This window comes from Peristeroidobacter agariperforans (assembly GCF_004138335.1).
Lineage (GTDB): Bacteria > Pseudomonadota > Gammaproteobacteria > Steroidobacterales > Steroidobacteraceae > Steroidobacter > Steroidobacter agariperforans.
In genome coordinates this window covers 287,217-309,754 of sequence record NZ_RYFW01000004.1, presented here as the reverse complement: position 1 = coordinate 309,754, position 22,538 = coordinate 287,217, and the positions used below count along the sequence as shown (strand labels likewise).

15 protein-coding genes are annotated in these 22,538 nt (G+C 60.5%); 10 read left to right on the top strand and 5 right to left on the bottom strand.

Translation table 11 applies throughout. The features are described from left to right. The 7 genes from EK373_RS27200 to EK373_RS34450 all read left to right on the top strand — a co-directional run bounded on the left by EK373_RS27200 (position 1) and on the right by EK373_RS34450 (position 7,393). Positions 1-333 carry a hypothetical protein gene (locus EK373_RS27200; RefSeq protein WP_129647668.1) on the top strand — a complete coding sequence of 111 codons (333 nt, stop codon included), beginning with the start codon at positions 1-3 and terminating at the stop codon, positions 331-333. A 16-nt stretch (positions 334-349) separates the two neighbouring features. Continuing rightward, positions 350-775 carry a hypothetical protein gene (locus EK373_RS27195; protein WP_129647665.1) on the top strand — a complete coding sequence of 142 codons (426 nt, stop codon included), beginning with the start codon at positions 350-352 and terminating at the stop codon, positions 773-775. 12 nt (positions 776-787) lie between these two features. After that, positions 788-1,789 (top strand): SMP-30/gluconolactonase/LRE family protein, encoded by a 1,002-nt coding sequence (locus EK373_RS27190; RefSeq protein ID WP_129647663.1) that lies wholly within the window; start codon positions 788-790, stop codon positions 1,787-1,789. 19 nt (positions 1,790-1,808) lie between these two features. Beyond that, positions 1,809-2,759, top strand: coding sequence for a cupin domain-containing protein (locus EK373_RS27185; protein ID WP_198683684.1), 951 nt, complete (start codon positions 1,809-1,811; stop codon positions 2,757-2,759). An 80-nt stretch (positions 2,760-2,839) separates the two neighbouring features. Then, positions 2,840-5,836, top strand: a complete 2,997-nt coding sequence (locus EK373_RS27180; RefSeq protein WP_129647661.1) for a TonB-dependent receptor domain-containing protein — start codon at positions 2,840-2,842, stop codon at positions 5,834-5,836. 370 nt (positions 5,837-6,206) lie between these two features. After that, entirely contained in the window at positions 6,207-6,932 is a 726-nt protein-coding gene (locus tag EK373_RS27175; protein WP_198683683.1) for a FadR/GntR family transcriptional regulator, read from the top strand. Between the two features lie 152 nt (positions 6,933-7,084). Next, entirely contained in the window at positions 7,085-7,393 is a 309-nt protein-coding gene (locus EK373_RS34450; protein ID WP_129647659.1) for a PEP-CTERM sorting domain-containing protein, read from the top strand. A gap of 113 nt (positions 7,394-7,506) precedes the next feature. On the opposite strand, the gene EK373_RS27165 is transcribed toward EK373_RS34450, so the two are convergent. The 3 genes from EK373_RS27165 to EK373_RS27155 form a co-directional block, all read right to left on the bottom strand. Beyond that, entirely contained in the window at positions 7,507-9,573 is a 2,067-nt protein-coding gene (locus EK373_RS27165) for a TonB-dependent receptor (RefSeq protein ID WP_129647656.1), read from the bottom strand. 327 nt (positions 9,574-9,900) lie between these two features. Beyond that, positions 9,901-15,993 (bottom strand): RHS repeat-associated core domain-containing protein, encoded by a 6,093-nt coding sequence (locus EK373_RS27160; RefSeq protein WP_129647654.1) that lies wholly within the window; start codon positions 15,991-15,993, stop codon positions 9,901-9,903. Positions 15,994-16,002: 9 nt separating this feature from the next. Then, complete coding sequence (locus tag EK373_RS27155; protein ID WP_129647652.1) at positions 16,003-17,979, bottom strand: hypothetical protein; 1,977 nt, start codon at positions 17,977-17,979, stop codon at positions 16,003-16,005. 239 nt (positions 17,980-18,218) lie between these two features. Here EK373_RS27155 and EK373_RS27150 point away from each other — a divergent pair, with 239 nt between their 5' ends. Both EK373_RS27150 and EK373_RS27145 read left to right on the top strand, forming a co-directional pair. Continuing rightward, the gene (locus EK373_RS27150) at positions 18,219-19,406 is read left to right on the top strand and encodes an aminotransferase-like domain-containing protein (RefSeq protein ID WP_129647650.1); all 1,188 of its coding nucleotides are present in this window, start codon (positions 18,219-18,221) and stop codon (positions 19,404-19,406) included. 2 nt (positions 19,407-19,408) lie between these two features. Next, a complete protein-coding gene (locus tag EK373_RS27145) occupies positions 19,409-19,735 on the top strand; it encodes a nucleoside triphosphate pyrophosphohydrolase family protein (RefSeq protein ID WP_129647648.1) in 327 nt (108 codons plus the stop codon). Positions 19,736-19,746: 11 nt separating this feature from the next. On the opposite strand, the gene EK373_RS27140 is transcribed toward EK373_RS27145, so the two are convergent. Continuing rightward, the gene (locus tag EK373_RS27140; RefSeq protein WP_232831268.1) at positions 19,747-20,040 is read right to left on the bottom strand and encodes a helix-turn-helix domain-containing protein; all 294 of its coding nucleotides are present in this window, start codon (positions 20,038-20,040) and stop codon (positions 19,747-19,749) included. A 326-nt stretch (positions 20,041-20,366) separates the two neighbouring features. On the opposite strand from EK373_RS27140, the gene EK373_RS27135 reads away from it, so the two are divergent. Continuing rightward, positions 20,367-20,693 carry a putative quinol monooxygenase gene (locus tag EK373_RS27135; protein ID WP_129647643.1) on the top strand — a complete coding sequence of 109 codons (327 nt, stop codon included), beginning with the start codon at positions 20,367-20,369 and terminating at the stop codon, positions 20,691-20,693. A 739-nt stretch (positions 20,694-21,432) separates the two neighbouring features. On the opposite strand, the gene EK373_RS27130 is transcribed toward EK373_RS27135, so the two are convergent. Continuing rightward, entirely contained in the window at positions 21,433-22,419 is a 987-nt protein-coding gene (locus EK373_RS27130) for an integron integrase (RefSeq protein WP_129647641.1), read from the bottom strand. Between the last annotated feature and the right edge of the window lie 119 nt (positions 22,420-22,538).

Here is a 22,538-nt window from a genome sequence, read left to right as displayed (position 1 = left end):
ATGTTCCGTTCGACAAGCCTCGCCAGGCTCACACTCTTCGCCTCGATCCTCGCCAGTGCGCCGCTGTGCGCCGAGCAAGCGCCCGGCGAGCCGCCGGCCGGCCCTGGTCTGGAGCTCATTCAGCGCAGCTGCATCAGCTGCCACGACATCTACATGATCAGCAGCAAGCGCAAGACGCCGCAGCAGTGGGCAGAGGTCATGGATCTGATGGCGGCGCGCGGCGCCGAAGTAACGCCGGAAGAAATGCAGATCATCGAGGAGTATCTGTCGCAGAACTTCTCCGTCGCCGCGCCCGAGTCCGCGGACACTCAACAGCAATCGGCATCCAAGTAATGAACGAGGAGTCTCTATGAACCGACGACGTTGGCTGCAATCTCTCGCATGGTTTAGCGCAGGCACCGCCGCCGCGGCCAATCCTCTCGCTCGAGCTGCGAGCTCCTCAGGCGAAACGAAGAAGCCCATCGTTCTTTATTGCGATCTGGCCATCGATCCTGCCCGCGAGCAGGAAATGCTCGATGCCTATCACAACCATTTCAAACCGGTCGCGCAGAAGCACCGCGGCTATGTCGATTTGAAGATGCTCAAGCTGCGCAAAGTGATTCAGGGCGGACCGGCGCCGGCAAAGAGCATCAACTATCGCTTTCAACTGACGTACGAGAGCGAAGAGCTGCGCCAGCAATGGATCGCCTCCGCCGATCACGTCAAATATTGGCCGATGATCGAGAACACCGTCGCCGACAAAGGCTATCTGGTGCTGCTCACCGACGCTGTTTGAGCGAGACACACAATGAATTTACTTCGTCACACAGGGCTTGCGCTGCTGCTGAGCGCCGTGGCCGTCGGCGCTGCCGCCGCCGACACAGTAACGACGCGTATCGAGCGGATGGACCCGGCGCTCGACACCGTCATCGCGCCAGGAACGACGATCGAGCGTGTCGCAACCGGCTTCAAGTTCACCGAAGGCCCGATGTGGCGCGAGGGCCGGTTGTGGTTCTCCGATCTGCGCGACAACAAAGTGTTTGCGGTCGATCGCAGCGGCAAAGTCGAGCTGCTGATCGAGCGCGCTGGCGGCCTCGATCCATTTCCCGCCGACTCGTATCTCGGCTCGAACGCCATGGCCACCGATAAGGACGGCTCGGTGCTACTGGTACAGCAAGGTGGACGCAAGATCGTTCGTCTCAACGCGCAGCTCCAGCCAAGCACCCTGCTGGATCGCTATCAGGGCAAGAAACTCAACAGCCCGAACGACCTGGTCTTTGCACCGGACGGTGCGCTGTGGTTCACCGATCCACCGTTCGGCCTGTCGGGCATGGACAAAGATCCTGCGAAGGAGCTGCCGTTCAACGCCGTCTATAGGTACGCCAACGGCAAGCTCGAAGCGATGATCAAAGATCTGCCGTTGCCGAACGGCCTTGCCTTCTCGCCGAATGGCAAGACACTGTACGTCGCGAACTTCGGGCCCGAGCGATTCGTCAACGCGTATGACGTCGGCGCCGACGGGGCCCTCAGCAATGCACGCGCGCTCATCAAATACGCTCCTGACGAGCGCCGGCCCGGCGGACCGGACGGTCTCAAAGTCGACAGCGCGGGCAACGTATGGACGACCGGCCCGGGCGGCATTCGCATCATCACACCTCGCGGAAAAGTGCTCGGACAACTGGTGTTGCCTGAAGTGGCCGCGAATCTCGCGTTCGCCGAGCAAGGCAAGGTGGCCTACATCACCGCTTCCTCGAGCATCTACAAACTTGCTCTGCGCACCTCTGGCACCATGCCGCTCTATCAACGCTGAGTTTAGAAACGGAGATGCCATGAGAATGTTCGACCGATCCGTCATCCAGCAGCTCGCCTGCCTGCTGGCCGGCCCATTGATCTGCGCCAGTGGCGCGCTGGCACAACAGTCCTCGCCGCCACAGCGGCCGCAACCCATTGTGGCGTGGTCGGCGAAGCCGGTAGAGGCAACACCCTGGACGGCGCCCAACAAGCCCCACTGGCAACTCTCCGAAGTGCTCGCGAAACATTCCGGTCAGCGCAGCTGGCAGGAAGACATCGTCAGCGACCGGGATTTCATCGCGCGCTATATCAGCATGGCGCCCGGCGAGAAGACCAAGCGGCAGTTCTTTGCGGACGACCGGGTCTTCTGGATCGTGCAGTCAGGTCGCATGCGCGTGAGCATCGACGGCCAGGAGCCCTTCGTCGCAACCCGAGGCTTCATGGTGCAGGTGCCCTACCGCGTTCCATACAGCATCGAGACCGAGGGCTCCGAGCCTTCGCTGCGCTTCGAGGTCAGGGGCGCGCAAGCCGTGCCGCTCTATCCGATCGATGAAACGCCGGCCCCGCTCGACGGCAAGACGTATATGAAGGTGACTTACACCGGCCGCGGCGCTTACGACGAAATCAACAAGCCGCACCTCGATTTCACCAAGGACGTCGTCAACGCCAACGGTCGCGGCGGACCTTTCGTCAAGGACGACAAGACCTTTGCCAACATGATTCGCGGCCCGGGCCAAGCAGCGCCGCCCGCCACCAACCTCGGCCATTTTCACATCGGCTATTCCGAGTTCTGGCTGATCCTGGAAGGCAAGATCGATTATTTGATCGAAGGCGTTCCCTTCTTCACCGCCGAGCCGGGCGACGTAGTTTACGCGCCCCAAGGCCGCTGGCACCGCGCCAGCTTCGGCGGCAATGGCATGGCTACCCGCCTCGCCATCAATCCACGCCCGGATGGAATGCACAACTTCCAGGCTCCGGAAGCCCACTGAACACAAGCGCTTCGGCAGGGCGTCTGGAGGCGCCCCTCACTCAAGGACTCACAACAACGTTCATTTAGGGGGACTCGATCATGCCAGCATCTCGCTCACTCCGGGCCTCGGTCCTTGCGGCGCTCACTGCCGCAGCGATATCGACCGGCCCGGCAATTGCTCAGGAGCAGACTTCGGACCAGGCCACGCCAACGGCGGGCAGCGAACTTGGCGAGCTCGAGACGGTGCTCGTCACCGGCTCGAGCATTCGCGGTGCAGTGCCTGTCGGCTCCAACATGGTTGCCGTAGGCCAGGACACGATCGAGAAAACCGCCGCGATCAACCTGTCGAGTCTGGTCAACACGGTACCGGCAATATCCACTTCGGGCTCGCTCGCGCAGGGCGAAAACGTCTTCTCCTACTACTCTCCGCAGATTCACAGCCTGGCCGGCTCCTCGTCCAACACCACGCTGGTCGTCGCCGACGGACTGCGTATTCCCGGCGGCGGCACGCAATTCAATCAATCCGACCCGAACATCATTCCGATCTCGGCAATCCAGCGCGTAGAAGTCCTCGCCGACGGCGCCTCGTCCGTCTATGGCTCCGATGCAGTCGCGGGCGTCGTCAACTTCATCACTCGCCGCACGTTCGACGGCTTCGAAAGCAATGTTGCTTACGGCTTTGCCGACGGCTACGACAATCTGGATCTGAACATGATCTGGGGCCACACCTGGGAAACCGGCGGGGTGTACTTCGCCAGTCAATACAACAATTCGAGCGAGCTGATGGCGCGGGATCGACCCTTCACCAGCCGCGGCGACTATCGGCCCGTCGGCTCGAACAACAACAGCTTTCAGTGCAGCCCTTCCACCATGACGGTGACGGGAGTGTCGAGCGGCGTCGCGCCCTCGGGCGTGTTCCTTTCACCGGACGCGACGGCAACTGTTTCCAACACACCGAGCAACGCTCCTTGCAACAACTCCCTCTACGCCACGCTCGTGCCGGAACAGTATCGATTGAACGGGTTGATGAAGATCGTGAATGAGTTCAGCGACCGCCTGACCGTGATCGGCATGGTGAACTTCAACAGGCAGCGCTCCGAGTTCGCGCAGGCGCCCGGCGGTCTGACCAGCGCCACCGCATTCGGGCCCGGCCAAGGCGTGCTCGGTCAACAGAATCCGTTCTTCAGAGCACCTGCGGGCGCCCCGAATGCGACGCGCGAAAGCGTCACATGGCTCGCCCTGCGCGAGGATGGCGACTACGGCACTGCTGAAACACAAGCCGACGTTGCGTATGCCACGCTCAACATCTCTTACGAGCTCGGCAATGACTGGTCCGTCTCGCTCGAGGACGGGCTGGGGTGGAATCGTTCCGCAGGCAATGCCATCAATACTTTCTGTACCGCCTGCGCGCTGCTTGCCCTCAACGGTACGGCACAAGCAAACGGCAACCCCACGGCGTCGAACATCGCCGGCCAGAATGTCGTCGCCCTCAATATGCCACTCACGACGAGCAACGCGCTCGACGTCTGGAGTCCGCTGGGCTCGAACCTCACATCGCCCGCGGTGCTGCGCCAGCTGTACTCCGCCAACACCGAGAACACGAACTTCAACACCACGAACCAGACGCGACTCACGTTCCAAGGTCCGGTGTTCGACCTGCCGGCGGGCCAAGTCAAAGTTGCGGTGGGTGCGGAATATTTCTGGCACGAGCAGACGCAAAAGATCTCGGGCAGCAACAACACGGGCCCGACGACCACCGGCTCGACCTTCCGCGTTTATAACTACGACCGCAACGTCAAATCTGCGTTCGCCGAGGTGCTGCTGCCGGTGATCTCATCCGAGATGGGCATCCCGTTCGTGCACCAGTTCGATCTGAACATTTCGGGTCGTTACGACGAATACTCCGACGTGGGCGACACCAAGAATCCCAAATATGCGTTCAACTGGGACCTCACACCAAGCTTCCGCGTGCGCGGCAACTATGCAAGCGCATTCGTCGCCCCACCGCTCGCCGTGATAGGCGATCCATCGCAAGGTTATCTGTACGCGTCAGGCAGCGTGGGGCCCACCGGCACCATCAATGTTCCGGTGGCGAACTATCCCGATGTCGTGAACGTGCCTGGCGCCGTGGTCCAGAACACCAACACACCCTGCACCGCCTCCTCGGATGTCTGCACGATCGGCCAGGGCAATCTCGCCATGCGCCGTCAACTCGGCGGCGGCTTCAGCAATATGGTCCCGCAGAAGGGACGCAGCTGGTCCTTCGGTGTCGATTTCGCTCCCGAGTGGCTGCCTGGGTTCACCAGCGCCGTGACGTTCTTCCACAATAAATTCATCGGCGGCGTCAGCTCGCCGAGCCCCACGGCTATCGTCAACAGCCGCGGTCTGAACGATTTGCTGACCATCTGCCCGAGCGGCTGCACCGAACAGCAGATCCTCGAGTTCGCCAATGTCGCGAACGGCGCAAGCATCAACGGCGCGGTGCCGCCGGTGGTGTATTACATGATCGACCAGAGCTCGCGTAACGCACTCAATCTGCTGCTGGAAGGTATCGATTACACCTTCATGTATGATTTCTCGATCGGCAACATCGATTTCACGGTTGGCGATTCGGCTTCGTACTTCACGAAGTACACGCAGAATTTCGGCGGCGGCACCGAGTTCGACATCCTCGACACCTCCGGATTCAACACGACGTTCCCCTCGATCCGCTTCAAGCACCGCGCCCAGGTCGGCATGGAACTGAACGGCTTCTCGGCCGACGTGTTCTGGAATCATACGGGAGGTTACAAGAACTGGTCCTCCAGCAGCGTCAATCCGATCATCGTCCAGAGTGGCGTGCCGGTTGGCGGCGGCGACGATGTCGACGCCGCCAATACGTTCGACCTGCACGCGCAATATATGTTCGGCGACGCAAGCAGGTTCAAAGGCTGGATCGTCTCGCTCGATGTGCGCAATGTCACGGATGAAGAACCCTCCTTCTACAACGGCAACACCAGCGGCATCTTCGGCAATGCCGCTGGCTGGGGCTACAACGGCTTCGTATCGAACCCCGTCGGCCGCCTGGTGACACTCGGCCTGCGCACTCGGATGTGATGTAACGATCATCTGCAGGGAATGGCCGCCCGGCGTTGCCGGGCGGCCCCACCCCCGCCGCGCAGATTCGCGCAATTTATTTCACGAATGACAGACATCGATCAGAAACATTCGTCACCGATGAAGATGACGAAATTCGTACGCTTTGATATGTGCAATCGTTTTTATAGTTGAGCTATAGTTTATTGGCGCATCCGGGTCCCCGGATGCGCGCGATGGCCACGGTTCAATCTGATCGCCAGCGCTGTCTCCCTATGAGCTCGACACTCACATGCGCAGGCCCAGAAACATTCAACGAGTAGAGCCCGAGTGGGCAGCTCCCCTATCCGACCTCACCGGGTCGATGCACGCCGCCATACCGGCTTCATCCGTGCACCGAAGAATCGCGGGCGAGCTCGGCTCGTCCATTCTGTGCGGCCGACGAGCCGTCGGTTCTTTGTTGCCGAAGGAAATGAATGCCTCCGTCGACTTCGGTATCTCTCGAACTGCGTACCGAGAGGCCGTGCGCATGCTGGTAGCCAAAGGGCTGGTGGAGAGTCGCCCGCACCTTGGCACGCACGTGACCGATCGACGCCGCTGGCAGATCCTCGATCCCGATGTCTTGCGCTGGGCCTTCGACAGCGGTCCCAGCTTGAGCTTCATCCAGGAACTGTTCGAGCTGCGAGGTATTCTCGAGCCGCACGCTGCCGAACTCGCAGCGGGCCGCCGCACAGCGCAGCAACTTACGTCAATGGCCGAAGCCCTCGACGAGATGGCGGGTCGTGGACTGGCATCCGCCGAAGGTCGGGCGGCAGATGAGCGCTTTCACGAGGCGATACTCGAAGCAACAGGCAACCAGGCATTGATGACGCTCTCAGCGTCGATCTGCGCCGCGATCCACTGGACCACGTATTTCAAATATCGATCGCACGAGCCGCCGCGCGACGCGATTCCCGATCACAGGAAGCTCTACGCAGCAATCGTCGACAAGGATGGGGATCGCGCGGCCCGGGCGGCAAGAGAACTGATCCAGCTTGCGTTGGCAGATACTCGCGCTTCGCTGGTTGGTAGTAGTGACGAAGGCCCTGCAAGGCGCAAGCGCCGAAAGATGGAATGAGCACTCTCGATATCTGCAGCGCGTATGTGATTTCTCCAGACCTCTGTGTCAACGCGGTCCTGTCCATTGTCGTGGTGCAACCAACCAGCTAGAAAATGTAAGGAGCGTCGACATCAGAGAGTTTCGGATACAAATGAAATCATCCATGAGCGATGATGGCCCGTCCATCAGCTGCACAGTCACCGCGGTACAACCGTAAGGGGAGATCCATCATGAGCAGCATGCGGAGCCGTTGGCTTACTTACACAACTGCGGTCGCACTTGCGGCATTGAGCTTGGCTTCAACCGCGAGTCATGCCGGCGATAAAGAGGGGCAGGGCAAGAACGGGCAGCACAAGGGCTGGTACAAGAAGGACAAAGACAAACCACCCGTATCCGTTCCCGAGCCAGGGACGATAGTGCTGCTCCTTACGGGACTCGTTGCAGCCATTAGCTTTGGGCGAAAAGGTCCAAAAGTCTAAGGCGCGGTCCACCCGGTGGCGCCGAGTCTGCAATTGGCTTGGCGCCCAAGAGACTCCCGTGCTCGTCGACCGTCTGCGCACATCAGCGCAGCGAATCGCGATGCCCACGATACCTAGAAGGTCGCGCTGAGCGTCAATCGAACCGTGCGAGGCTCGACCGGATGGAAGTGAATGTCCTCCACCGGCTCGCTTTCATTCGCCAGCTGCGACTCGTAGAAGTATGTGATGTCGCTATCCTTACTGTCGAACACGTTGTAAACCGCAGCACTGATCTTGTAGCGCTTCGCGAATCGATAGCCCGCTTCGACGTTCACCAGCGTAGTCGGTTCGGAACGAACGCTGCTGTCCTCGATCAGGGGTGCCTTACCGAAATGGCGGAAGCGCGCGCCCCCAAACCAGCCGCTCGGATGATCGATCGCAACACCCAATGAGGCGACGCTCTCGACGGCGCCGGGGATCCGATCGCCAGCGTCATCCTCATCAGTGAACCGTGCGCGCGACCAGGCGAGATCGGCATCGACGATCAACCACTGAATCGGATTCCAGAGCGCCGCGACTTCCACGCCACGGCGCTCGCTCTGTCGGCTTGCCTCGGTCGTGCCCGCATCGCCGAGGAACAGCAACTCGGAATCCAGTTTGAGACTCCACAGCGCGACGCTGAACTGTGTGTTCGGCACGATCGCAGTTCTCAACCCCACATCCGTACCGATGGCTTTCACCAAAGGATTGACGCGCTCCGCGGGCGTGACGCCGTCAGCAGGATCGACACGAATCGTTGTGCCTCGCGCGTCATTGCTGTGGAAACCTTGGCCGACGTCGAAGAAGAACTCCGTCTTACTCCACGGCCCCAGCACCACTGCGAACTTCGGGCTCACCAGGGAATCGCTGGCGCTGCCGGAATTCGCAGCAAGATCGGCATCGACATTGAAATCGAAGTGATCCGCGCGCAGGCCCACTGTCGTGCGCAGGTAGTCAGTCCAACGAGTGTCGAGGCTCGAGTAGACGGCGTAGCCGCTTTGCTTTACGGCGTCTTCGCGCACAGTGTCAAATCGTTCGCGCGCGATGGTGCGATAGAGCCCGACCTTGCCGATGTCGTCGTGACGAACTTGCACCCCAGCGGCGAACTCCTGCTCACGACCCTGCCAATCGAATGGGCGTCGCCACTCCCAACTGCCGCCATAGATGCGACGCTCGTCGACTTGTTCGAACTGGTCGCCATTACCGGCGTCGGTGAAATAGGAGAAGTTCGAGATCAGATCGAGGTCGTAGTCGATGGCATAGATCAACCCGCTCGCGACGCCTTCGCCGAGTGATCCACTCCATTCCGCCGTGAGACCATAGCGGTGCGTGGATCCACCGCTCGTCGGATCGATAAAGCCGAAGCGGTCGATCTCACCCGAGCGTACCGCGCGCAGTGGGACTTGATCCGTCGATCTCCAATCCCCTTCATATGCTTGAGCGGTAATGCTGAGCTGTCCGTCGCCGCCCGTATCGTGGCTGTATCGGAGCAGACCATTGCACTTGTCGTAGTTTTCATCGAGCACCCATGGGCCATCGATGTGTGCGTACTCCAGGCCAACCAGCAGTGTGCCACCCGCAACTTTCGGGGATGCGGCCGCGACGCCGCGCATGTAGTTGTCCTCGCCGCCTTCCACGACGAACAGAGGCGCGTCAACCTTGCGCCGATAGCGCATATTCACCGCGCCGGCCGCGGAGAAATTCCCAGTCTCGGCGTAGTAGGTTCCTTTGCGATATTCAATGGATTGCACGAGCTCCGGAATGACGAAGTTGATATCGGTGTAGCCCTGCCCATGACCGTGCGTCGGCATGTTCACCGGCACGCCGTCGACACTCGTCGCGAGATCGGTACCGTGATCGAGGTTGAAACCGCGCAGAAAGTACTGGTTGGCTTTGCCGTCACCGCTGTGCTGAGTGACGATGAGGCCCGGCACCACCTCCATCAACTCGCCGGTGCGCAGCACGGGGCGAAGAGCCAGTTGTTCGTCGGTCACGACGCCCTGGCTTGCGGACACCGGCGTTGCCTGCAGGTGTTCCAAGCGACCGGTGACGACGACTTCGTCGATGACCGTCGTGGGAATGCCGCCCGCGAAACTCATCACGGGCAGCGCCATCAGGCCGAATCCCAGTCGCCCGAAACGTCGAACACTCGGCGCTACCATGTGCTCACTCCGACATCGAAAGAGACCGAATCCGCCCGCCGGTAAAGTTCCGACGCCTCGTATCCTTGAGACAAACGTCATACGTTAGAGCGTACGAATGCGCCCGGCGGGCCCGCTATCGAAAAAAACAGCGACTTTGAGGCGCCGGATAGGCCATATCCGTTCTTTGTTCATCGGCCGCCGGTGCGAGCAGAGCATCGTAGGCTCGCAGTGTTACGGTTCGTTGAACACGTCTCGGGAGTGATACGTCACGGGACGGCGCTTGGATGCACGGCGGCGCCGGTTAGATCACGCGGGCGGTGGATCCGTAATCTGGTCGGCGACGACTCAATTCGGAAACATGGTGTAGTCGACGCTGGACTGGTGCTCCGCCCGCTCATTGTAGGCTTCGGGGTCTTCTTCTCGCAGCTGCTCGTCGTACTCGTACCACAACTTGCCGGCGTCATACACCGTTTCCAGATCGATTGGCCCAATCCCAATTTCGCCGGCGACCGCCCTCGCCACCTTCTCGCCCTGACTGCCTTCCGCGGTCGAATAGGTGAACAACGCGCCGACGATAGGCAGTGCTTTGGGAATTAGTTTCAGCCCTTTCTTGACGGCCTTCTTTTTCAGCATCTTCTTCGCCAACTGCCATTCCGCCAGTCGCGCTATGCGGCTGTGCAAGGCCATGCGCAATCCGCCTCGTTCGTTGAGTTTGACAACGGGCTTGTCGCCGATCAGTTTTTCCAGCGCACGCCTGCCCTTCAGCTCCGCATTGCCGGTCTTGTAATCGACCGCATAGTCGAGCGCGTCCGAGGCTTTCATGCCGACGATGGAATCGCGGCCGCCTGGAATGTTTTGCTTCACGATAGCCACATCGATGGTCCGAGTTCCCTTCGGTGCGCCGTTGGGATAGGCGTTCACTTTCGTAATGACGCCCTCCTCGTTCACCCATACCTCCGGGGCCAGCCGCTGCGCGTCCTCCCCCGAGAGCGCGCTGCCCGGCGCGAACATGGACGACTGGAATTCGAGATGCTTGTTCGACCCGGCGGCGCTCGTCGATAGGTTCGCATGCGCGGGATCGAGGCCGAGCTCCGCGGCAATACGCTCCATGTAGGTGAACAAGCGCTCATCCGACGGACTGAAGGACTGCCATCCCAGCGGATCGAAGAGCTGCAGCGGGTTGTTGCGCGCATAAACGTACCGATTCATCCCGTCGATCGTGCCGGCTGGGTCTTGCTGGATGAATCGTCCAACATCGACTCGATACGCACGCGCGAATGCGTGCAGTAGAGAAGAACCTGGAATGCGCAGGAGCCCGGCATAGTCGAACAACGTCGGCACGACGATGGATTCCAGCGCACCGAAAGGTCGGAAGCTCAGTGGTTGAACCGCAGTCACGGCGCCTCGTCGAATCAGCAGGCGTGGTGTGCGTAGCCGGTCGTTCACGATCCAAATGTCCTGGTCCGGACTGCGAACGTGCACAGGTTCGTCGGCTAGTCTTCCGGGCGTGAATTCCGTCTGTCCGTCTGCGCGAATCTCCGCGATTGGCACGCGATCGCTGCTGGCGTACACAATGGTTTCACTGTTCGCGAGCATCACGGCTGTGATGCGACCCATCGCATCCCGAATCAGTCCAACGCTGCGGACACCAGGCGATGTGAATTCCTCGACCAGCGCTCCTTGAGCGTCGTACGTGAAGGTGATGTTCCCGTCACTCCGCAGATTGCCTTCGTCGTCGTGCGTCCACGACGTGCTGCCGACAGTCGCGTATCTATTGTCCGCATCGACACTCGACGTGAACGCGGGTCCGCCCGGCTCCGCGGTCTGCGTGCGATTGCCTTCCAGATCGAACTCATACACCGGCGCCAGTGCCGGTCCGCCAATTAGCAACGCATCGCTGCTCGACTGTGCCGAAGACGCAGCGGGAGCGACCGGGCGTGCAGGCGGCGCCAGGATGTTTGGATCGAACCAGTTCACCGGTTGATCGGCATAACTTGTCAATCGCTCATGTGCGTCGTATCCGAAACAACGCGAGCGGGCGCCACCCTCCACGATGGCGTTCTCGAGCACGACTCGTCCCGCTCGATCGAACAGAGTCTGGCTGCGCCAGGAGATGGAGCCGTCGATGTCATTGCGAACGCTGCGATCCACGACCTGCGCGCGCCCGTCGTAACTGAGCGTAACTGTGGAGTCCGCGTCTGGAAAGTTCGCCCGCCGCAAGCGCCTTCCTGCGTACTCGAACGTCGCCAGCAACGACGGTGTCGTGAGATCGCGGATCTCGGTCACGCGCGAGGCGGCGTCATGGGTGTAGCCGACGCTTCGGCCGGAGGCATAAGTGAGCGAAGTTCGATTTCCCGCAACATCGAACGTTTGCTCGATTTGCCAGGCATTCGGTGGCAAGCCCGTCGCTGGCCTCAGCGCGGCGCTTTCCTCACGTACCAAGCCACGCGAGTCTCTTCCCAGGCGCACGGTGACCCAATCATTGTCATGAGAGATCATGCGCCCCAACGCGTCATACTCGAACGTCAGATAGGACGGGGCCAGCGCGGCTCGCGTAACAGAGGATGCCGACCAGTCGAACTCGGTGCGAAGCCGGTGCCCGGCGTCGTCATAGGTGTGAGTATGGATCGTGCCGTTGCGGTCGACAGTCTTGATCAGGCGATCGTCGCGATCATACGCGTGCAGCGTGTGCGGAAGCGCCGCCGTAGCGTTGAATTCCTCCACGAGCCGATCCAGCCGATCGCGCACATATCGAAACCGACTCCCCCGCGCGTCGATCACAGTGACGAGATTACCTGAGCGATCGTAGCGCTTGCGCGTTGTCGCAGTCGTACTTTCAACGCGCTCCGTTTCTTCGCCGAACGCGCTGTGCTTGAACCTCGTAACGATGCCATCTGGCGTTTCCACGAGCGTGATATTGCCGGCGGAGTCGTACTCATGACGTCGCTCGTTGCCATAGGCGTCCCGAGTGAGCAGCAGCCGATTCAATGCATCGTACTCATACTCTTCCATGAATACGGCCGTGGCCGATGCGCCTTCACTCGCTGCATGAGCAGGTTCAAATGCGTAGATGCGAGTGACATTGCCGGTCGCGTCATAGATCCGAACCGTACGGCGCCCATCGGGTGAGCGCTCGTCCCACAACCGGCCTTGAGGATCGTAGCGACGTTCGATGACACCACTTCCTGGTCCCGCGGTCCGGGTGACACGTCCATCGGCATCCAGCTCGAATGTTGTGATCGCCTGCGGCACGGCTCCACCGCCCAGCGCAAGTAAGAGCTCCGCATCCGGAGCGTCGATGGGGTCGGCCGTCGGAATGGGCGTCGACAGCAATGCCTCGCGCTTCTCGACCGCGTCACCGTGCTCATCGCGAATGGTCTCTATACGAGATACGAGCTCATAGGTGCCGTCCGTGCGTCGACCGAAGCGACTGACCACGATCTCCTGGCCGCGCAAATCAAACCGCGTCACGGATAGATGGCCGTTCGGATCCGTCTGGACACGGATCAAGCCACGCGAGTTGTAGCCCGACACGATGGTGCCGTTGGCGCGATAGCCCATGATCGTCCAGGCGCCAGTGGCACTGCGTTCCAGCAGCTTTCGACCCGTTTTGTCGTAGCGATAAGTTCGGGTCGATTGCTCGGGCGAGCACGCTGCGCGCGTCGTCTGAACACGACGGCCAAGGTCATCGTGCCGGTATCCCGTAACGACGCCTCGACCGTTTCGTGTCGAGCTTACCTGGCCACGTTGATCGTAGCGACGCTGTGTGCGACGCCGCTGGCCAAGCGTCGAACCTTTGGTCTCGCACGCCAGCAACCCACGGAAATCGTACTCATAGATGGTCGAAATGTTGCCGCCTTCGATCGGTTGCCCGGAGCTGTCACGCCACGTGACATCCTCACGCAGCAACTCACCCCACGCGCCGTAACTCAACCGCCGCGTCGTGGCCAATACAGCCGGGCCGCGCTCAACGACGACTTCCCGATCGAGCGAGTCGAATACTCGTGTCGTCGGACAGCCACGCGCGTCGCTCTCTCGAACCACTCGACCCAGAGCATCGACCTCGTAGTCGACCGCAACGTGGGTTTGTACTCGCCCTACCGTGAAGCTCCCCGGCTGAGCAGTGGAGATCGTCACGACATGAGTGCCACGTGGCAATTGCTGTACGACATACCGCGCGTTCACCGCTTGATTCCAAACTCCGTGTGCAACGCCGTCCACCGCAACGTTCACTGCCGAATGAGCACTCGAAACGCTGCCGGACGGGGTTTGCCACAACTCGATGCGTACGCCCTCCAGGTGCAGCTCGAGCCGTGCGGTGGGATTCAAACCGGCGAAACCAGCATTGCTCCGAGCCCACGCACCGGTGCTGCGTATTTCCAGAATGTCCGGAGTGCTGTCGTCGAGCCGCCAGTCCAGATGGGGCAACAAGCGACGCTTGAGGAAACCAGAGATCTCGCTCGCAGGAGCCGAGCCGCTCTCCGGGTAGTGCTCATGAAACGAGACATAGCCGCGACGATCCGCGATCTGCAGCGAACGGCCCTTCGCGTCCCGCGCCAATACCTGTTCGGTGATGGGGGCAGATGCCGGCGCGGCTCGATCGGGATAGTTTGTTCGCAATAGGACCCCGTCGCTATCGAAGTGAAACGTGGTCAGGTGACGCCGAAAGTTCAGCGCCAGCACGTGCGAGGGATCGTAAAGCGGCGTACCCATCGGGGCCGATTCCACGTGCAATGGGTCCGGCGATACCGTGTGCTGCGGATCGGACCGAGCGATCAGTTGCTGAGTTGTCTCCGCATACTGGTACTTCGACACGACATCTTGTGGGTCCATCCGTTGCTTGGGCGGCGGCAGCAGAGCCAGCCATTCCTCCTGCTCCAGCGCTAGCTGCAACGGCTCGATCTGCTTCGCGCGATGCACGCTCGAGAGCTTGTTTCCAAACGCCATGCGTTGCGACGCCGTCGCATCCAGCAAGGGATTGGGCACATCGGACCACAGACCCTGGGTATCGACCTGCTCGCGTCCGTACAGATACTGCACAAGCTCGCCTTCGGGGTCCATGGTGACGATCACCGCACCGTCGCTGTTGTACCGCTTGCGAAACAGCGCAGTGCGCCGGCTGCCGCCGTCTGTGTAGTCCTCGCGCCGAAGCAGTTCATTGCCAGCTTCGTTGAAGATTCGTTCGATGACGTGGCCATCCGGCCCCCACTCGAATACGCGCAACGTCGGCGCATCCACCGAGCTGAGGGTGGGAGACGGCGCGGACAACGGCTCGTATGAGTAGACCGATCTTCCAGCTTTGAGCGTCTGCTCGATCACATATCCAAGGGTCTCCGAGGTCGAGCGACAGTCGTAGACGTTTTCAACCATGACCACGCCTTCCTCGTCGCAGATCCGAGCGAGGCGGCGCGATTGGCCGACGAGCGTGTATTCGTACAGCTCCATGTCGACGCGCGACTTGCCTTCGGTCACCACAGCCTGGCGCGCGGATATCAACAAGCCCCCTTCGTCGTACTCGTACTCGCAACTGCGGCCGGTGTGATCGCGAATCTCAGCGATGCGTCCGAGTGAGTCATAGCTCAGGTCGATATATCTGCCCGGACTATTGGCGACGAGGCGCGTCAAGCGATCGTCGGCGTCATATTGCAGCGACAGTACGTGCGAGCCGGGTGACTTGATGAGTATCGCCCGGTGCTCCATCGGCCCGCAGCGCTCGTACGCGATGCTGCCTCCGCCCGGTTGCTCGATGCGAAACGATCCCGTCGGTGTTGGAACCAGGATGTCATGCGTCCCGTTGGGCGGAGCAAAGTAGCCGTACTGCGCCTGGCCGAAGCGCGGATGGCGGTAAAAGACATCCTGGCCGAGCCGGCCGGTGAAGCGCGCCACTAGGTGTTCGTTCTTCTCGATCAATCGAAGATTGAAGGAATGATCCCAGCCGCGCCCGATCGGGCCGAGATAGTCGGCGCCACTGCGATACGTGCGACGAAACGCGAGATCGATGCCCGCGCCGTTCAACGAGAGATCAGTCGTGACGTGCTCGAACTCGCCCCGGTGCAGCACGATGGGGTCGCCGGAGCGGCCTTGATTGCGCGTCGCCTCAAGACCGTTCCCCATCGATTTTCCCGTGAGCAGGCGTTGCATTTCTTCCTTGAGCGCCGCACGGATCACGCCTGGAGCGATGACGATCGCATGTTCGCTCAGATCGCCCGCCGCACCGTCCAGTTCATTTTCAATCCATTGCTTCGCCTGCTCCTCGAAATCGAGCCGATCGAGGGGAATGCCGGCCTTCACCAGGTGGTCGCGCGCGTAGCCAATCAACAGGTCGCTGAAGATGCTTTCGACCAGCTTGCCGGAGGAGAGCGCGGACAGCAGGCCCGCGTACTTCCGGATCGTCATCAACGCTTTGACGATTTTGATCAGGATGAGCCAGAACGCCACGGCCGTGACTCACCGATGGGACTTCTTCGGTCGTTTGCGAACGGTTGCCCTCTTGGTTTCTCGCTGTGGCCGGGCGTCGCCACGTCCGGAGGCAATCAGCCTTGCCTCACGCGTCGCGCGATCTTCGACTCCCCTCGTAGCCTCCTCGCGATCGACCGTGTGAGGCAGCCTCGCGTCCGATTGCTCCAGCACTTCGAGAAGCACGTCGCACTTGAGCCGTCGCGCCGATGCGGCATCCATACTCAATGTGCTCATCATGGTCGCCGTCGTCATGCCGGCGAACTCACGCAGGACGGCCGCGCCCTTGAATTTTCGCAGTAGTTCTCGCGGCCCTTCGCGGAAGGCTTTCAGGTTGGAGATATCGGTATCCAGGCGCGCTGTCCTTCTCACCAACTCACTCAGCTCTTCGAGCATGAATTCGGTCTCGAAGAACGAGCCGCGTCCATAGGCCTTGCGCTCGGGGGACAACAGGCTCGACGACAACGCCCGGTTCAGATCGGCGGTGAGTCCGTTGGAGAACTGCGCCGTCTTGGCGCCGGCAAGGGTATAGCCGCCCCCACCGAGCAAATCGGAGAACACGATCGAGCCGGGCGCGATGTCGCAAGTAGAAATGCTCGCGGGCGAGGAATCCTCGCAATGCTCATCGGGCTCGTGCACTTCCTCGCCTGCTTCGTCAGGCTCTTCTTCGATCGGCTCATGCGGTGTCGGCAGCCAGCAAGCACAGAAGCGCCGGCCGCTGACGAAAAATTCGCCGGTGTGCGCTTCATATTGCTCGTAGATGAGCGCCACGTCCTCGATGCCGATGTCCGGGAGGCGCACCGGCACCTCGCCCGCCGTCAACCAGATGTCGCTCGCTCCGTACGGGTCCCACTGCGGGTTGGCTACGGTCTTGCGCTCCCAGGGCCACAGCGAGTTCCATGCGTCGCGGTAGTCTCTATACCGCTGATACGCCGAATTTCCCTTGACCGCAGAACCGATCGCTTCCTCGGTCTTGGCGAGATTCGTGGGCGAATACGCATCCGATAGTGGGATCAGTCTCGGCGTATAAGCATGACGCACATACAAGTGCGCCGTTTCCAGGGCTATTTCTAGGCAAAAGCCGGGCACGCGCGCGGGACGGTTGATGATGAGAAAGAACTCCTGCACGCCTTCGATACGCCGCAGGCCACGCACGAAACTGAACTTCGCATCCTGCATGTGCGGCACCGGCTGCATGAAGAACATCACGCGATTCGTGCCCAGATGATAACTTTGCAACAAGGTGTGCAGTTGATTGATGCTCGTCGAGAAGGAATACGTCTCGCGGCGTTCGCGCGAAGCGTCGGTCGTCGATACGTTCTGGTTCTGGGTCTGGTTGCGCTGGATGGTGCCGACTTGTTTCTGCTCGTTCGAGTGCTGCTCCGACCACAGTCCAAACACCCCGCTATGGCCGCCGCTGCCGCCGCCCATGTCAAGGTCGTAATCTTCGGTGGTCCCGGTGGTCGTACCGCCTTTCATCACATTGAGCTTGTTGGCAGACTGGCTGGCGACTTCGCCGGACTGAGTCGCCACTTCGTAGAGCTCACGCTTGCGTGGCTGCATGGAGGCCACGTATGGAAAATCGTGCAGCGGCACGTTCTCGTCCGGGTTGGGATACACACCGACCTGCAACAGCGCTCCGTGGCAGGGATACGCGCGCGTCGCATTAAGCTCGAACTCGCGATACGGCGCGGCCAGCATCGGGGTAGTGCGCAGTCGATCCAGGATCGTGACGTCGTTGGCCGCCAGCTGATAATTCGTGATCGTGCAGACGATCTTGATATAGGTGAGGCGGCGCTGGCAGTACGCCGGGTCCGTTTCGGGGGGCTCGTGATAAAACGCCGCGATCGATGTATCCCACTTACGCGGGAAGCGCAGATCGCCGTGCCTGGGGTCGAGCATGTCACCGGAAACGGCCAGTCGCTTCCAGGGGATGTCCGTCGGAATCGAAAGCTCGCTGTAGCCCACGTCTTGAATCCTCCGTACACGCTAGCGGACGCGTCATCACACTGCGCCGGGTGCCGGGCAGCAAACAACTGGCAGAATGGGCACCTTTGTAAGGTGGCAAACGCAAACAAAGCTCTCGCGTATACGCCGTCGGCCAGTCATCTGACATGGAAGAAATGAGGGATAAGTGTGCATGCCATCGCCGCGGGAATCGTGCCACCGTACGACTTGGCGACTCGCCAAAGTCGAGAGCGATTTTCATGAACCTGACCTTGTCACAGCGTGCGCAGAAGCTCACCAGCTCCGTCATCCGCGAAATCCTGAAGGTCACCGAGCGGCCCGAGATCACCTCCTTCGCCGGCGGCCTGCCGTCGCCGGACACCTTTCCGGTGGACCGGGTGCTCGCGAGCACGCAGACGATTCTCACGACGGCGCCGACGCCGGCACTCCAGTACGGCCCGACCGAAGGCTACATGCAATTGCGTGAATGGATCGCCGCGCGACACTCGGCCGGCTCGGTGCGCATCGACCCCGCCGATGTGCTGATCACAACCGGATCGCAGCAAGCGCTCGACCTGCTCGGCAAGACGCTGATCGATCCAGGCAGTCGCGTGCTCGTCGAGACGCCGACCTACCTCGGCGCGCTACAGGCGTTCTCGCTGAGCGAACCGACTTATGTTTCCGTGCCTTCGGACGAGCACGGGCCGCGGCCAGAGATGCTGACCAAGGATGTCTTGAGCGGCGCGCGCTTCATGTATTGCCTGCCCAACTTTCAGAATCCCACCGGGCGCCGTATCCCGCTGGCACGGCGCGAGCAACTAGCGAAAGTCGCTGTCGACGCCGGGCTGCTGGTCGTCGAGGACGATCCCTACGGCGCGCTTTCATATACGGGCGACGCCCTGCCGACGTTGAAGTCGATGATGCCGGACAATGTCGTGTACCTGGGTTCGTTCTCCAAGGTGCTGACACCCGGACTGCGTGTGGGTTATTTGATCGCACCTCAAGCTCTGCATCGCAAGCTGGTCCAAGCGAAGCAGGCGGCGGACCTGCACACACCTTCGTTTACTCAACGCATCGTTTACGAGTGCGTCAAAGACGGCTTCCTCGACACGCACATTCCCACGATCCGCAAACTCTATCGGGAACGCTGCCAGGTCATGCTGGAAGCAATGCAGGAGCATTTCCCAAAAAGCGTCACCTGGAATCGCCCGGAGGGCGGCATGTTCATCTGGGTGAACCTGCCCTCCGGCATGGATAGCGTGGAACTGCTGCAGAGAGCAATTGCCGAGAACGTCGCATTCGTACCGGGCGCGCCGTTCTTCGCCGAAGAACCGCAGCGGAATACTCTCCGCTTGTCGTTCGTCACCGTGCCACCCGAAAGGATTCGACGTGGCATCGCCGTGCTGGGCGCGCTGATCGACGATTGCAGCAGGCTGGCAGCCAAATGACTATGAAATTCGAAGAACTGCAGGAATCCGCGCTAAAACTCAACGATCTTTACGAAAAGCTCGCGATCAAGTTGCACGGACGCGCCTGGACCACCGAAGAACTTGCACTTGGGTTCGTAGGAGACATTGGCGATCTGGCCAAACTGATTCAGGCGAACGCAGGCATCCGTCACATCGATGAGTGCCAATCCAAACTGGGGCATGAATTATCGGACTGTTTGTGGTCAGTCATCGTTCTTGCGAGCAAATGCGGCATTGATCTGGAGGCGGAGTTCTCTAGAAACATTAAAGAAATAACGAAACACGTATCAAAAGAGCTCGGCACATAGCAGAAGCCGGATCAGGGCGCGTCGTCCGAGCCGACCACTCCGCCCTCGTCTTCGAGACGAGCAATCTGCCGCACATCCTGACGCGTGAATTTCAACCTGACGCCGGCGCCCATCCCGTCCGACTCGCCCAGCACGACGATCCCGAATTTATCGAACGCGCGGCACACGGCATCCGCATCACTTTCCGAGTGCAACCAGGCGCTGCCGTTTGCCTCCATCGAAGCAATAGTCTCGGGCGACACTCCAGCCGCCGCGGCGAAATCGCCCCGATTGACGCCGGTCAAGGCGCGCGCCGCGGCGATCAACCGCCCCGTTATCTTGATCCTGACAGGCATACTCACACCTCAGTACAAAACAGCCCGCAAGGCCGTTGTTGGTTGCTTGTATTGCTACTGCATGCCCGCAGTCAATCGCGTCACGCCCCCGCCCGACGACATCGTGCGCCGCTACACCGGCAGCGTGAGCCGCAGCGATGGCTCGATGAATACGGGTGAAGGGAAGTGAAAATCTCCCTTCGAACAGTGCGACTGTGGTCAGATATCCAAGCTTTACCTGAGAGGTAATGGATCGCGTACTCGAATACACGGACACTGGAGCTGAGGTTTTGATCCGCTACTTGGATGGAGTCCCCATGGCGCCCGTGACTTATGTGATCGTGTTCGATGTCGTTCCGGAGCGGCGTCCCGAGTTTCTCGAGTTGCTCGAAGGCGTGCTGGATGCGATGAGAGGAGAATCCGCATTTCGCGAAGCGATCCTGCACCGGGATCCGAACGACGAGAACCGCTTCATGCTGTATGAGACCTGGCAGAGCCACCAGGACGTCATCGACGTTCAACTCCAACGTCCCTATCGTCAGCGATGGCACGACGCGCTACCCCGGCTACTGCGGCAGGATCGCGCAATCACCATTTGGCAGCCGCTGCGAGCGGATCGCGCTGTTAGTGAACGTGGGCCATGAGCAGAGTCCCGCTCTACATCGACCCATATCCGCGCGATGAGAAGGCAACCACGTATCGGGTTCTTTCTGAAGAATTTGGTACAGCATGGCGTCCCGATCATCACGTCGGAACCCTGCAGTACGATCCAAGTCGCCGAACCTGCAGCTTCAATCCAGAACCGGTGTGGTGCGAGCGTGGTCATTACCCTGCGCAGAATTGGCAGGGGACAAAGGAACAGATAGTCCTTGCGCGTGAATCAACGGAAGCAGCGAACCCGTACTCACGTCGCCTTTTCTTTTGGATGCGAGCGGTTGTGGAGGCGCACGAGAGTGGGTAACAAAAGTTCGCGCTGGCGCGCCCGAATCATAAAAGCGCGCCGCCGTTGCTTACGGCTCACCCGGAGCGAGCGCGACAGCGTTTTCTAGATTGTTGTTTTAACTATTGTGGTTGGCTGGGGCGGAAGGATTCGAACCTCCGAATGGCGGGATCAAAACCCGACAAGAGGACTGACCGAATCAGCAACTTACTGATCGTGGCGGATTTTCAATCCCCTCCAGTCCCATCGATTCCCCGTGGCTGGCACCAAAGCTGGCACCAGCGATGCCGGTGAACGAGTTAAAGGACGCGGTCGAAAGCGGGGGACGCAATAATGCGCGTATCCGCGACTGCGGCCCTTGTCCGCGACCGCGGACAGGCGCCTCGCCAAATCCCAAGGCCGTGCCGCCCAGCCGCCACTTGGGGGGAAATGGAGCTGGGCTCTCAGGCGATAGTTTCGAACGGACTGACGACTCCCCTGCCGCCGCGATTCAGCACGTGCGTGTAGATCATCGTCGTCTTCACGTCTGCATGGCCCAGTAGTTCCTGGACCGTGCGGATGTCATAGCCTGATTCGAGCAGATGAGTGGCGAACGAGTGGCGCAGCGTGTGAACGCTGGCGGGTTTGATGATGCCGGCTCTTTGCACTGCCTGACGAACAGCACGCTGCAGCGAGTCTTCCGGCGCATGATGGCGCCGTTCTACGCCGGAGCGCGGATCCATCGAGCGACGTGTCGACGGGAAGGCATACTGCCAGCCCCAATCTCTTTCCGCCGTCGGATACTTCTGTGCCAGCGCAAATGGCAGATAGACGCATCCATAGCCTTCGCGAAGATCGTTCTCATGTAGCGCACGTACGCGGACGAGATGGTTGCCTAGCGGCTCGAACAGGTTCTGCGGCAACAGTGTAATGCGGTCCTTCTGGCCTTTGGCGTCACGGATGACCAGTTGGCGATACTGGAAATCGATGTCCTTCACTCGAATGCGCAGGCATTCCAGCAGCCGCAACCCGCCGCCGTAAACGAGCGCCGCCATGAGCCAGGTGGTGCCTTGCATTTGCGCGAGCAGGGCTCTGACCTCATCGCGAGTGAGCACCACTGGCAATCGCTGCGGCTTCTTGGCGCGCTGTACGCCCTCCAGCCACGGCAATGTGCATCTCAACACGTCGCGGTACAGAAACAGGATGGCGTTCAGCGCTTGGTTCTGCGTGGAAGCCGCTACATTGCGCTTCACGGCCAAGTGGCTGAGAAACGCTGTGACCTCATCGGCGCCCATTTCGAGCGGATGGCGTTTGTCATGGAACAGAATGAATCTCTTGATCCACTGCACATATGCTTGCTCGGTACGGATGCTGTAGTGGCGGATTCGTATCAGCTCACGTACTTGGTCGAGCAGCCGCGGCGAGTTTCGATCCTGCGAATCAGGCGACATAAGAACCTCCTTGTTCACTCCGGTGACCCGGCGGATTGACGCTGGCAACCATGCGGCACTATCTTGGCCACCAAACGGAGTCGGGTGCGGTAGTATTTCTGGGCGAATTGCCCAATAAG